Source organism: Wolbachia endosymbiont (group A) of Melieria omissa, from assembly GCF_964031125.1.
In the GTDB taxonomy this organism is placed as follows: Bacteria; Pseudomonadota; Alphaproteobacteria; order Rickettsiales; family Anaplasmataceae; genus Wolbachia; species Wolbachia pipientis.
Window position 1 is genome coordinate 896446 of the sequence record NZ_OZ035007.1, and the last position, 14011, is coordinate 910456.

11 protein-coding genes and 1 other RNA gene are annotated in these 14011 nt (G+C 35.3%); 6 read left to right on the top strand and 6 right to left on the bottom strand.

Going from position 1 to position 14011, the window contains the following annotated elements:
• Window positions 1-11: 11 nt before the first annotated feature.
• Window positions 12-995: an NAD(P)H-dependent glycerol-3-phosphate dehydrogenase gene (locus ACQH2Q_RS04180; RefSeq protein ID WP_264339466.1), complete on the bottom strand. Its 984-nt coding sequence runs from the start codon at window positions 993-995 to the stop codon at window positions 12-14.
• 325 nt (window positions 996-1320) lie between these two features.
• Here ACQH2Q_RS04180 and ACQH2Q_RS04185 point away from each other — a divergent pair, with 325 nt between their 5' ends.
• Window positions 1321-2091: a response regulator transcription factor gene (locus tag ACQH2Q_RS04185; RefSeq protein ID WP_425383388.1), complete on the top strand. Its 771-nt coding sequence runs from the start codon at window positions 1321-1323 to the stop codon at window positions 2089-2091.
• A gap of 51 nt (window positions 2092-2142) precedes the next feature.
• Here ACQH2Q_RS04185 and rnpB read toward each other — a convergent pair.
• Together rnpB and ACQH2Q_RS04195 are read right to left on the bottom strand one after the other, a co-directional pair.
• An RNA gene (gene rnpB, locus ACQH2Q_RS04190) (RNase P RNA component class A) lies at window positions 2143-2492 on the bottom strand.
• A 157-nt stretch (window positions 2493-2649) separates the two neighbouring features.
• Window positions 2650-4752 carry a hypothetical protein gene (locus ACQH2Q_RS04195; RefSeq protein ID WP_265024444.1) on the bottom strand — a complete coding sequence of 701 codons (2103 nt, stop codon included), beginning with the start codon at window positions 4750-4752 and terminating at the stop codon, window positions 2650-2652.
• A 224-nt stretch (window positions 4753-4976) separates the two neighbouring features.
• On the opposite strand from ACQH2Q_RS04195, the gene nuoE reads away from it, so the two are divergent.
• Both nuoE and tgt read left to right on the top strand, forming a co-directional pair.
• The gene (gene nuoE / locus ACQH2Q_RS04200) at window positions 4977-5477 is read left to right on the top strand and encodes an NADH-quinone oxidoreductase subunit NuoE (RefSeq protein WP_010962799.1); all 501 of its coding nucleotides are present in this window, start codon (window positions 4977-4979) and stop codon (window positions 5475-5477) included.
• On the top strand, window positions 5478-6689 hold the full coding sequence (tgt, locus tag ACQH2Q_RS04205) for a tRNA guanosine(34) transglycosylase Tgt (protein WP_264339463.1): 1212 nt from the start codon (window positions 5478-5480) through the stop codon (window positions 6687-6689). It begins immediately after the preceding gene.
• Here the strand turns inward: tgt and ACQH2Q_RS04210 are convergent.
• Entirely contained in the window at window positions 6686-8011 is a 1326-nt protein-coding gene (locus ACQH2Q_RS04210) for an IS4 family transposase (protein WP_264339118.1), read from the bottom strand. The genes tgt and ACQH2Q_RS04210 overlap by 4 nt on opposite strands.
• Before the next feature lie 312 nt (window positions 8012-8323).
• On the opposite strand from ACQH2Q_RS04210, the gene ACQH2Q_RS04215 reads away from it, so the two are divergent.
• Window positions 8324-8641 carry a WD_0736 family protein gene (locus tag ACQH2Q_RS04215; RefSeq protein WP_010082444.1) on the top strand — a complete coding sequence of 106 codons (318 nt, stop codon included), beginning with the start codon at window positions 8324-8326 and terminating at the stop codon, window positions 8639-8641.
• A 6-nt stretch (window positions 8642-8647) separates the two neighbouring features.
• On the opposite strand, the gene ACQH2Q_RS04220 is transcribed toward ACQH2Q_RS04215, so the two are convergent.
• Window positions 8648-9919, bottom strand: coding sequence for a M16 family metallopeptidase (locus tag ACQH2Q_RS04220; RefSeq protein WP_010962800.1), 1272 nt, complete (start codon window positions 9917-9919; stop codon window positions 8648-8650).
• Window positions 9916-10536: a superoxide dismutase gene (locus ACQH2Q_RS04225; RefSeq protein ID WP_010082437.1), complete on the bottom strand. Its 621-nt coding sequence runs from the start codon at window positions 10534-10536 to the stop codon at window positions 9916-9918. The genes ACQH2Q_RS04220 and ACQH2Q_RS04225 overlap by 4 nt, the downstream gene beginning before the upstream one ends.
• A 943-nt stretch (window positions 10537-11479) precedes the next feature.
• Here ACQH2Q_RS04225 and ACQH2Q_RS04230 point away from each other — a divergent pair.
• Together ACQH2Q_RS04230 and cydB are read left to right on the top strand one after the other, a co-directional pair.
• On the top strand, window positions 11480-12886 hold the full coding sequence (locus ACQH2Q_RS04230) for a cytochrome ubiquinol oxidase subunit I (protein WP_425383389.1): 1407 nt from the start codon (window positions 11480-11482) through the stop codon (window positions 12884-12886).
• Window positions 12879-13901, top strand: a complete 1023-nt coding sequence (gene cydB / locus ACQH2Q_RS04235) for a cytochrome d ubiquinol oxidase subunit II (protein ID WP_341817730.1) — start codon at window positions 12879-12881, stop codon at window positions 13899-13901. Before ACQH2Q_RS04230 ends, cydB begins: the two co-directional genes overlap by 8 nt.
• Window positions 13902-14011: the final 110 nt, after the last annotated feature.

Consider the following 14011-nt stretch of genomic DNA (forward strand, 5'->3'; position numbering starts at 1 on the left):
CAAATACAAAATTAACTTATAAGAACAGAAAGAGTATCCTCTATAGAGGCGCTTTCATACAATAATCTATAGACCGCTTCACATATAGGCATTTTTATCTTTAGCTTTCCTGCTAAATTAAATATGGACTCAGCAGTGCTAAAACCTTCAATCACTGACTTGCCTTCTGACAAAATCTGCTGAACATTAAAGCCATTGTCACTATTACCTATTTTAAACCCAAAAGATAAGTTTCTTGAATTCAAGGATGTGCATGTCATAATTAGGTCACCCAGACATGCTGGCCCAAGTAGTGTATTTATATCCACACTACCGTCACCAATTTTTGCTGAGTATAAAGCCTTAATTTCGCTCATACTTTTCGTAATCAATGCTGCATGAGCATTAAACCCAAGTTTACTACCTAGAACAATCCCACACGCTATAGCAAAAACGTTCTTTAACGCTGCACAAATCTGTACTCCTATAATGTCGTTACTAAACTCCAATTTAACATTTTCTTGTTGCAGCTCTGATACTAGCTTTGAACCTAATGTGTTATTTTGGCATGCAAGAACCATTGAATAGGGTAATTTTCTTGCAACTTCTACAGCAAAGCTAGGACCTGAAAAAATAGCAATAGGATTGTTAGGTAAAATTTCATTTACTATTTCACTAGGTAATTTTAATGTAGACTTTTCTATTCCCTTACAAGCTAAAATTATTGCTACATCTTTTTTCAGATTATAATTATGCAATTGCTGACATACCTTCCTCAGAGACTGAGTGGGAACAGCGAGGATTGTTACTGAAGCATTAATTGTGTCTTCAATAGCCAATTTTACTGACACATTATCAGAAATTCGACAACCGGGTAGCTTGTCACTTTCTCTTTTCCCGTTGATTGATTCAAATGTAGTTTCATTGTGAGTCCACAAAATCACATCTTTCTTACTACCTAATGAAATTGCGATTGCTGTACCCCATGCACCAGCACCTAAAATTGATATTGCCACACAATATTCCTGAAAATATTACTTATACTTTAAAATAGTAGGATAAGTAAATTAAAAATATAACACAGACATATAGAATAGTTAAATATTTATTAACCGAAGTATTCTTTTAATAATAGTAACTTTAATTCAATATTTACTAAAAATATTATTACTATCATGGTATGTCTATTATATTTTAGATCTATTTATATAACTTTGGAACAATATATTTACTATTAATTAATAAGTGTAATTTTGATCATTTGTTAATAAAAATTTGATTTATTACTTTCCTTAGTTATATATATTACTAAAATTATAAATTATTTATGGGGTGTAAAATATGCGTATATTATTAATTGAAGATGATCAAGTAAGTGCAAAGACTGTGGTTAAAGCCTTAACTTCTGATGGACACTTCTGTGACGTTGTTACTTCTGCACAAGATTATAACAATAATATGGTTTCCTCAAACGGAGATTACTATGACCTAGTTATTTTAGATATACACTTACCTGGTGATATTGACGGATATGATATATTGTTAAGACTAAGAAGTGCAAAAATCAAAGTTCCTGTCTTAATACTTTCATGCATATCCGCTGTCAATCACAAAGCTAAAGGACTCGGGTATGGTGCCGATGATTACTTAACCAAGCCATTTCATAAAAGCGAGTTATTAGCTCGAATTAAGGCCATAGTGCGTCGTACTAAAGGCCATCCTGAATCGGTGATAAAGATTGGTAATATAAATATCAATTTTGATCACAGGGTTGTTGAGGTGAAAGGTAAAACGGTTCACCTTACTAATAAAGAGTATTCTATGATAGAATTGCTAGCACTGCGTAAAGGAACAGTACTAACAAAAGAAATGTTCTTAAATCATCTTTACAATGGCTTGGATGAACCTTCAGATAACAAGATAGTTGATGTTTTTATGTGCAAATTACGTAAGAAACTTGAAAGTGCAAATGATGGAAAAAGCCACATAGAAACCGTTTGGGGCAGAGGGTATGTTCTGAAAGAGTATATTGATGATGATGAATATTCTAATGTTAATGTAGGCGAAAGTAGTGATGGCTATCAAGCAGAACAAGTGAAGGACAACGCATGAAATGCCTACACATTTAAATATAGCATGGCTTATATCGCACGTATCATGTGAACGCCTAGGTGAAATATAAGCCGAGTTCTGTTTATGTAGCTATTTATCTGGAGTAAATGTTACCATTTACCGCATGCGATTTACCCGAGTAGATATGAGGAAAACATAAAATCTACTTCTATTTAATCTTGCTCCTAGTGTTGGTTACTCGACTACCGATGTTGCCATTGCCATGGTGTGCTCTTACCACACCTTTTCACCCTTACCTAAAAATATTTTAGGCGGTAATTTTCTGTAGCCCTATAACTGGAGTTACCTCCGGCGGGCATTACCCGTCACTATTTTTCCTTGGAGCCCGGACTTTCCTCTGCTATGTTTATCACACAACAGCAGCTACTTATTTCACCTAGGAATTATACTTTAACATGAAAATCACAAAAGCAAAAGACAATTTCCTAACAGTCTACATATTAAAAACATTTAGACAAATAGCTAAAGGTGATATTCCGGCACATCATCACTATCCCAAGATAAGCTTTTTTCACTTTTAGACTCCGCTTCAGTTAGTCAAGAGCCTGGTCCACCGCTTGAAGACGATGAGCTACTTCTTGATCGACTACTACTTTCTACTGATATACTATTTAGCACTGTTTCAGATTGATATATAGTTCGCATTCTGTTACCAGTGGTAAAAATTTCTTCATCGCTACTTGAAGATGATCGCCTTCTATAACCCAAATCAGTTAGTTCTAATACAGGAGCAGCATTACGACCCTTAACATATCTATATGCTATGAATCCTATAATTCCAACAATACCTATTGCTCCAACCAAAGATCCCCCTATCATTCCTGCCTTATTAGACCCTATAGCAAGTTGAGTAGGTTGTGGTGAAGAAGTAGACTGAGGAAGTAAAGTCGTGGTGAATATAGGAGTTGTTGACTCTTTTGTTCTAGTACTTGGTATACTAAATACTGTTTGTGTAGTTTTCTCTGAGCTTGTTGTTGGCGCAGTTGGTTCGACTGTTACTGTGCTTGTTTGAGTCGTTGACTCTGTTGAAGGTTTATTCGTTGTAGAAGTAGGTGCAACGGCTTCTGTTGTTGGCTTCACTGTTACTGTACTTGTTTGAGTCGTTGACTCTGTTGAAGGTTTACTCATCGTAGAAGTCGACGCACCAGTCGCTGCTGTAGGTTTTACAGTACTTGTCTCAGTCCCTGAAGTTACTATCGGCACACTAGTTGACGTTGTAGCAACCGTGGTCGCTTGTGAAGTAGTAGTTGTTTTTGCTACTGTCGTTGACTCCGTTGAAGGTTTACTTATTGTAGAAGTAGGTGCAACGGCTTCCGTTGTCAATTTAGTAGTCTTCACAGCGTCGGTTTCTGCTGTGCTAGTAATTGCAGCAGTCGGCGTTTTCTTAGAAGTCACAACCGTTTCTGCAACAGTTATAGGAGCCACGGTACTACTAGAAATAATATCTGGCGTTAATCGACCGTTAATGATATTAACAAAATCACTGAGAGTTTTGATGCTATTTGCCGGTATTATTGTTGCTTCAGAAGATTTTCCAGAGCCGTTTTGATTAAAAGTTACAATATTTTCTCCACTTACCGCAGTTACGATAAAACCACCCTGACCGTTGCCTTTAATATATAATTGCTCTATAGGATCTGTAAATTGATAGATAGGAAAATCTGACACTGATCCATTTTTAAGTAGAGTTGCTATATGTAACCTCTGCTCATTAGCTGATTGGTCATTTTCAAGAAAAGCAACTAGATCATTTCCTTCCGTTTGTTCAACATACTGCAAAAAGCTTATTTCATGTTCTCTAGAAAGAGATAGTGCTTTATTATCTATTTGACCTTTTCGATTACCAAGTAAAAAGCCATTAACTCCATCCTTCAGACCCTGAATCACTTTAGCCATATCAAATTTAAAAATACGTGTTTTTCTCACCTCTTGATTTTCCTTAGTAATCCTTTTGCTCACTTGCGAATAAAGCATCGTGTTTCCATTTAATGCCAATTGCCCCTGATTATCAAAATTGAACAATTTTCTTTCTGTAACACCTTTTTCTCCAGTCAATACCTTAAATTTTCCGCTCTCGCTTGACTTTAAGTACCAAGAAACTAAAGTTTGATCCTTTAAGTTATGGGCGATTACAATTACGTCACCATTACCAACTTTCACTGCTCTTGGTTGAAAGTAACTATTGCCCACATTTGCAAGACTATTATTATCAATATTCTTTTGTAATTTTCTTTTATCTAAATGTTCAACTGAAGGAGTATTAACTGATTGTTTAATTCCGTAAGTGTTAAAAGATAAGCCTTTAACGCATTTTTCTCCTTCTTCGCTAATTCCTTCTTCAGGAAAGATAACTCCAACTTTATCTATTTCAGCTGAATCTTCTATTAATGTGAGAGATAATTGATCTTTGAATTCATTTGCTACGCTGATATTTGTACCACATTCGTATGTTTTTGATTGATATAATGGACTAATAAGTAATTTTACTTTACTGCTCCCATTACCATTATCTTGATAGCTGAGTCCGTAAGCAACTCCATTCCCCTCAATTAATTCTACGTTTGTTGGATTAAAACCTATCGCTTCTTTAATTTCCGGTGTATTTGAGTTGATCCCGAGCAATCTTCTTAATGTAGACATAATTTTATTTAAAATATTAATAAAATGCTATTATGATTACTCCTGTGTGTTAATGTCAATGAAAATTTTAACTAAAATTAAAAAATTAATATAATATTTTATACTAAAAGGTAAATATAAGCTTGAAGAGGGCTAAGAAGCTTTATGCTATTTCTCAAAAAACCAACAATTGCAATCATTGGTTCTACAGGTATAATCTGTTAAAGTTTACACGAGTCTCATGAATGATAGAAAAAGAAGAGCAGTTTAGTTTTACATCAGAAAACCTCAAGAAAGCGGGAAAGTTTATAGAGATGTATCCCAAAGGTAGAGAAGGTAGTGCTGTTATGCCTTTACTATATCTGGTTCAAGAGCAATGCGGATGGGTTTCTGAATCTGCTATGCGTTATGTTGCTGATATGCTGCATATTCCACATATTCGTGTATATGAAGTGGCAAATTTTTACACCATGTATAATTTAAAACCAGTAGGCAAATATCTAATACAAATTTGTAGAACAACTCCTTGCTGGTTGTGCAATAGTGAAGAAGTTTTAAATACCTTTAAAAAAAAACTTGGAATCAATATCGGTGAGACTACTAAAGATAATTTGTTCACTTTAAAAGAAGTTGAATGCCTAGGTGCATGCGTTAATGCTCCCGTTGTGCAGATCAATAATGACTTCTATGAAAATCTTACTCCTGAGAAAGTAGAAAACATCATAACAGAACTTTCAGGCAAATAGATGAAAGAAGAATTTTCATTCAAGAGAATCAAGCAATCAGGTTCTGCAAGAGTTGGAACAATTAAAACTCCAAATGGAAGCGTAGAAACCCCCGCTTTTATATTCTGCGCAACAAAAGCTGCAATTAAAGCTGCAGATATTGAAAGAATAAGTGAAGCTGGTACCCAAATCATACTTTCCAACACCTATCACCTAATGCTTCAACCAGGAGAGAATACTGTTGCAAAACTTGGTGGTTTGCGCAAGATGATAGGATGGAATGGGCCAATGCTAACTGACTCAGGTGGATATCAGATATTTAGCTTAGGCCACGGATCAGTTTCGGAAGAGATAAAAGGAATAAGAAAAAAACAAAAAACTTTGATCAAAATTAATGAGGATGGGGCAATTTTTCGTTCTTACATTAATGGTAAAATTTATTGCTTAACTCCTGAAAAATCTGTACAAATTCAACAGAAATTAGGTGCAGATTTAATCCTAGTTTTAGATGAATGCACTCCATTTCACGTAAGCAAAGAATACACAGCAAAATCAATGCTCATGAGCCACAGATGGGCTGAACGTTCTTTAAATGAATTTGAAAAAAACAATAATGGCAAGCAGGCACTGTATGGAATTAGTCAAGGCGGAGTGTATCAAGATTTACGTAGAGAAAGTTGTGATTTTATCAACGATTTGCCATTTTTTGGTCAAGCAATAGGTGGATCACTTGGTCAAAGTAAAGAGCAGATGCATGATGTAGTTTCTTTCACTATGGACCACCTGAAAAAAGACAGGCCTACTCATTTGCTTGGTATTGGTGGAATTGTGGACATCTTTCGCGGAGTAGAGCTTGGAATTGACACGTTTGATTGCGTGCATCCAACCCGCTTAGCAAGGCATGGTGGCGCACTTGTTAAAGTAAAAAACAGAAATTCTATTTCTTCAAAGTGCAAAGAGCATATTAATTTGCGGAATCAACGATTTGAGCTGGACAACAACCCAATTGAAAGTGACTGTTTATGCTTTACCTGCAGAAAACATTCAAGAGCTTATATACACCATTTACTGAAAGCTAAAGAGCTCCTGGCTTACACGCTCGTTACCATTCATAATATTTTCTTTATGAATAAGTTAATGGCATCAATAAGGCAGGCTATATTAGATGATAGGCTAGATCGGGAGAAAAATAATTGGATTAGTGAGATACCACTACCATACGCGTCAAGTTAAGAGATTGTGAGCAAATTTAGAGAGGTTAAAGTGGATACTCTAGCCCTTCTACGTTTGTCTTTTAATGAAAATCGCGACCAAGTTATAGTGAGTTTTTTAAGAAATGCTTTTAAACTATTAATTTTGGTTAATACTAAAAATAACTCTCTAACCCGCCTTTTTAGCTCAATAAATGCCTTTGTTAAGCTAAGTTCTGTATTCTTTTTCACTTCTGTGCAACCAACTATGCCGTGAAATATAAGAATTGCGCACAATTTAGCATATAGTTCACATAATACTCTGCATGGCTTTCCTTTTAGCTTATCAAGCCTGATATGGCTTTTATACAATTTAAATAATAACTCAATTTGCCACCTTACTCTGTAAATCGTTAATACTTGCTCAGCACTAATTTTATTTTCTGGAACATTAGTTATAAATATTGACCAGTTCAACAATTTTTGATTTCTTTTAGAGGATGTATATCCCTGCGATCTTGCTAATCTATTAGCTTTCCTTCTTCTGGCCATAGACTGTTCTTCAGTTAGTTTCTGACATATAATTCTTACTCTAATTTTTGCTTCTTTTCCTAACAATACCTCGTTTTCTAAAAATAACTTATCCTCTAAACATTCTAATAACTCCATTTTTTGATTTGTTTCTACATCATATATGTTGGTATCGGATTTATAACGACTTATGAAATAAGCTCCTATTTCATTGATTTGTTTAAAAGAACTTGGCACAAAATAACCGAGATCAGATATTAGCAAATCATTGCTTAATATATTACTTAAATGTTTCCTATATCCCTGGTCTGATCTTACCCCCTCCGTTAAATTAAGTTGGTCTATTATCTGATTCATGTAGTCGAAAACTAATTGTAACTTTATTCCAGACTTAGTATTGCTTTCATAGCCACTGTAGCTAGTACCATAACCTTTATACATCTCTTCCATACTGTTAGGTAGAGTAATATAGCTACTGTCCAATAATTTAACACTATTAAATTGCTGTAAGATTTTGCAATCAACTTGCAAGATATTTTTAAAGAGAATCACAGATTCATTATACATCCTTTTCATAAATTCCACTGCTTCTTCAGTAAATCTAAAATCCAAACCTTGTTTTGTTATATCTATCGAGTCCTCGTTTAGTAATTGACACATTGTTTCTACGCTACAATTATCAACTCCTATATTACCCAAGACCATGGCTTTTACGAATGATGAACCTTTTAGCTTTCTCTTTCTTTTTATAAACCTTGTTGTAATTGAGATTTTCTCTGCTTTTTCATTAAAAAATTCTTTGAGCTTTTTTGATAAGCAAGTTATTTTATTCATTGGTTCTCTCACTAAAAGTATATCTGGGAGAACTTATACCTTATTATTCTATCTCTTTCATACCTTTATTTCCTTAACTTGACGCGTATGGATACCACTACACTGTGAATTATACACCTAGTTCATATTTTTCTACGCTTATTTTATATTCCCTAAAACAGAAAAAGCCTTCCTCTTCCTACTCTTTCTTCCTTGGCTAATCCATAGTTAGCGTCTTTTGCACATGTGCGTTGCATTTTTTAATCTTCTTTAAAAACTTGACAATACATGACAACACTGGTATGTTAAAAATATAGTTTTTGTGAGGTATTTATGGTTAACAATAAAGAAAAACATCAAATAGCGTTTTGCGTTTCAGCCGTTACATTCTTAGCTGGGTTATCATTAATCGCAACTGCAATTGCAGTGGGTACCGTACCTGCTATAGCTGCTTGTCTAGTGATAGGAGGAATTTTGACTGTCTTGTCTGGTGTGCAAGCAGTAGAAAGCTATTTATTTTTACGAAACAGCGAGAAAACTTTGAATAAACTGATAAGTAATATACGCGATGAACCAGAAAGTAAACTTTTTATAGAAAGGATTTTGCAACCGTTCATTGAACTTTTTAGTGAGCTTAAGCAACATAATTAAAGTACACTAAGCTTTAAGCATAGAAACCACTTTATCGTAACTTGGCAATGATTCAATTTCTCCAATTGCAGCTAGAGTGGTTTTTTCATGCTGAGATAACAATTCTTCTGCTGCTTTTTTTACGTTAGCAGTGGTAACTGCACTAATTTTTTCTATTAATTCATTTTTACTGATGTACCTATTATAGTTACCGTAGTAGTGTCCCAATGTTTCAGCACGTGAGCTAACACTTTCGCGTGACATTAAAATTTGGGATTTTACTCGCTCTTTCACTCTATTTACTTCTTCTTCCTTCAGATCATCTGTAGACAACTTCTTCAACTCTGTCGTTATAGATTTTAAAAGCTTATCTAAGTTACTACTGTCTGTACCAGCAAAAATGGAAAACATTCCTGTATTAGTATAGCTGGAATTAAATGAATAAACAGAGTAAGCTAATCCCTGCTTTTCCCTTACTTCCTGGAATAAACGTGATGACATTCCGCTCCCTAATATAGAATCAAGCACTTGAAACGTGTGATATTTATCGTCATGGCGAGAAACACTAGGTAGACCAATTAGCAAGTGTACCTGATCTAATTTACGATGTTCTAAATACTCACCACCAGTACAGCTCGCATTTTGGCTTTTTTTCAGCTTTTTAGAATGAATCTTTGAGAGAAAATCTTTGGTTAATGCAACAACTTCTTCATGTTCAACATTTCCTGCAACAGCAAATAGCATATTCTCACCAAAGTAATGCTCATTTATGTAATTATCTAGATCTCCTCGAGTAAAAGATTTTACAGTATTTTGCGTGCCTAAGATTGACCTACCAAATGGTTGGTCTTTATAAGCTGCCTCAAAATATTTGTCGAAAATAATGTCACTTGGTGAATCATTAGTTTGAAAAATCTCTTGTATTACAACACCCTTCTCACGTTCCAATTCATCTTCTGGAAACGTGGAATTCATCAATATATCTATTAATATATCAATACCAGTTTTTATGTCTTTCTTGAGGACTTTTGCATAATAGGTGGTGCTTTCCCTACCGGTGCTAGCGTTGAAAACTCCACCTATGTCATCAAAAGCTTTTGCAATTTCAAAGGCAGTTCTTGTCTTCGTCCCTTTGAAAGCCATGTGTTCTAAAAAATGGGATATTCCATTTTGCTTTGCACTTTCTGCTCTACTGCCAACACCAACTCGTATGCTTAAAGCTACGGAATCAATATCACGCACCTGCTCAGTTATTATGCGCAGACCATTATCTAATTTTGTTACCCGGGGTATATTCATCTCATATATTCTTCTAAGTTCTCTTCTGCAAAATCCCAATTAATCAAATGATCAAGGAAAACTTTTATGTAGTCAATTCTACGGTTTTGACAATCTAAATAATAGGCGTGCTCCCACACATCCATAGTGAGTAGTGGCACTTGGCCATAAATTATTGGCAAATCTGCATTTGGAGTCTTGGTGATTTTGAGCTTTCCTAACCTACCTTTTTCGAGCACTAACCATACCCATCCACTGCCAAACTGGCTTACTCCATGACTCGAAAATTCTTCATAAAATTTATCAAAGCCACCGATATCGTCTTGAATTTTTTTTGCTAGAAGACTACCATCTTTAGGCTTACCACCACCATTTTTTTTCATTGAATTCCAATAAAAAGTATGGTTCCAAACTTGTGCTGCATTATTAAATATAGGCAAGTTGCCGCTATTACCATGCACTTTTGTTATTAATTCCTCAATTTTTACATGTTGATAATCTGTATTTTCAACTAGCTCGTTGAGTTTATTTAAATATCCTTTATGGTGCTTATCATAATGAAAATCTAAGGTTTTTGCAGATATATAAGGCTCCAAAGCTGTTTTATCGTATGGTAATTCAGGTAAAGTAAAACTCATAAAAACCTCTTTATTTCTAACCTACTTGGATGGTAGGGCAATATATGCTTTTGTGCAACATATAATTAATAGCTAAAACATTTAGGTATCTATTGCATTATTCTAAATTATACTACAATAACGATTATTATATAAGCCATAGAAATGGATTAAATGCAAAAGTTACTTGACACCCTTCGCCAACCCCCTTATCATGAAACTGAAGCTATTTATTTATCTTCTCTGTACAGATTAAATGACAAAAAAACTCACGTATCTGGCGTCTCGTGCTTAATTTTTTGCACTATGTGCACCTTATGTCTTATAAAATTTCTACCTACATAAGCTGAAACGCGCTTATAAAGCGTTTAAAACATAAAAAAACGCCAACTTAAAAAATGGATAGTGAATAACTAGCTACCCTAGGGTTTCTTTTGCCTTTTTTTCTGTTTAGTAAATTTCTTAACGTTTATAATTTAGATTAGTTGCGGTTTAAAAGTAGCTGAATCGCGGTTATTAAACGTTTAGAATAAAAAAACGCCATACTTGAAAGTATAATGTAAGTAATTAGCCAACCACGGGGCTTCTTTTGCCTTTTTCTCCGCTTGGTAAATTTCTTAATGTTTATACGGAAGGTGTCATTCCAGCGCGTGACGCTGGAATCCCAAAAAAAGGATGATGTCATCCGAGTAGCTGACACTGGGATGACAAAAAAAGGAGCACTGGGATGACATCATAGGGGCGCTGGCCTGACAATCGTCATTCCGCTACGTGTTAGCGGGATCTAGAGATACCGTGACGGTATGACAAGGGAGAACAGTTGTATTCCTGCACAATTTATTCTCATGACAAAAACGTCTTAACTTTCTCTCTACTTTTTCTGGGTAAGGTCAATTTTGTGAAAAAATGGATTGAATTATAGGCAGATTTGGCTATTATTTGTAATACATGGGTATTAGGTAAAATGTTTAAATTTGATCCTTTATTATTAGCTCGAATTCAGTTTGCCTTCACAATAGGCTTTCACATTATATTTCCTGCTTTCACGATCGGGCTTGCAAGTTTTCTAGCCTTTTTGGAATGGTGTTGGCTTAAGACTGGTGATACACGTTTCCGTGATGTTTATAAATTCTGGATCAAGATTTTTGCCGTTGCTTTTGGCATGGGAGTGGTATCTGGAGTTGTAATGTCATATCAACTTGGTACCAATTGGTCGATTTTTTCTGACCGCATAGCCAATGTTCTCGGCCCTCTATTTTCCTTTGAGGTTTTAACAGCCTTTTTTCTGGAGGCATCTTTTTTGAGTATTATGCTATTTGGATGGAATAGAGTAAGTTCTCGTATGCACTTTGCTTCTACTTGTATTGTTGCAGTGGGAGCGCTTATTTCAGCTTTTTGGATTATTGCGGCCAACAGTTGGATCCAAACACCCGCTGGATTCACGATTGGTGAGAATGGTCTCCTATATCCAACCAATTGGTTAGAGATTATTTTTAATCCTTCTTTCCCTTATCGCTTTATTCATATGGTAACAGCAGCCTATCTTACAACAGCTTTTGTGGTTGGTGGTGTAGGAGCATTTTATCTTTGGAGAAAACGACATGCTCCTCAAGCAAGAATTATGCTTGGTATGGCAACCATTATGGTAGCTTTAGCTGCACCATTTCAGCTGTTCATGGGAGATAGGCATGGATTAAATACACTAAAGCATCAACCTGCTAAGATTGCTGCAATGGAAGGTATATGGGAAACCGAAAAAGGGGCTGGCTTACTTTTATTTGCTTATCCGGATCAGCAAAATGAAATTAATCACTACGAGATAAAAATTCCTAATCTTGCCAGCTTGATCTTAACACATGATTTTTTAGGAGAAGTAAAAGGATTAAAGGAATGGAAAAAAGAAGATAGACCACCTGTAGTATGGGTATTCTGGTCCTTCCGTATAATGGTTGGAGTTGGAATTTTAATGATCATAATTGGGTCAGTAAGTGTTATACAGTATCTTCGTGGCAAATTATTCCAAAGTTGTTTCTTACATGGATGGTGGATATCAATGATGCCGTCTGGGTTCATAGCGTTACTTGCAGGTTGGTTTACTACTGAAATTGGCCGTCAACCTTACACTGTATATGGAATTATGCGCACAATTGAATCATTTTCATCTGCGATTACCGGTCCTCAGGTTGCATGGTCTTTGATTGCATTTATCGTTATGTATACCCTTATATTTGGAGCAGGTAGTTACTATATTCTGAAACTTATATACAAAGGAATTCCTGTCATTAAAGAAGAAGAGCAATTTTATAAACACGGTATTGGAGCTTCAGTGATTGATGCTGGTACATCTGGAAAGGACAACAATCATGTTTGATTTTTCTTCCTTAATTAATTTACCCCTAATCTGGGGATTACTAATTGCCATAGCTGTTTTACTGTATATTTTAATGGATGGGTTTGATTTAGGTATTGGTATTTTACTTCCTTTTGCACCGTCAGATAAATGCCGTGATCACATGATAAGCTCAATTGCACCATTTTGGGATGGAAACGAAACATGGTTGGTATTGGGTGGTGGAGGGTTGTTTGCTGCTTTTCCTCTTGCATATTCAATATTAATGCCTGCTTTTTATATTCCAATCATTATTATGCTGCTTGGCCTTATAGTGCGCGGAGTATCCTTTGAGTTTCGTTTTAAGGCAGAAGGAAAATACAGGCGATTATGGGATTATGCCTTTCATTTTGGGTCACTTGGTGCTGCATTTTGCCAAGGCATGATTTTAGGTGCATTTATACATGGTGTAGAAGTAAACGGACGCAACTTTTCTGGTGGCCAATTTGATTGGGCAAGTGCTTTTAGTGTAATGACAGGCATTGCTGTGATATTTGGATATGCACTTTTAGGTTCTACATGGCTCATAATGAAGACAGAAAATATAACACAAGAATGGGCACGCAAGGTTGCTTCTTATACGCTTGGTTTTGTAGGTATTTTCATGGGACTAGTGAGTGTAGTGACACCATTTTTAAATGAACGTATTAAAAACTTTTGGTTTAGCATGCCAAATTTTTATTATTTATTTTCTATTCCATTACTCACATCTTGGCTATTTTTCATGCTGTGGTTTGATCTTCAGAATACTAAACAGGAGTACCGTCCATTCTTTCTCAGTATTGCTATTTTTTTTATGGGATATTTAGGTTTAGGAATTAGTATCTACCCATGGATTATACCTTTTCAATATACCATTCTGGATGCAGCCGCTTCTGGGCCAAGTTTATCTTTAATGCTCATTGTTATAATACCGCTTTTACCAATCATTTTAACTTACACTGGTTATTGCTATTATGTCTTTCGTGGAAAATCAAATTATGAACACACATATTAAGGAGTTAGTGACCTTATGGTTAAAACGTTACCCTTAAATCAAGCAGTCGTTCAGGCAATGGCGTCAACTCAAGAACCTTCATTAGCAAACCCTCCTATGGATTTTCTGAA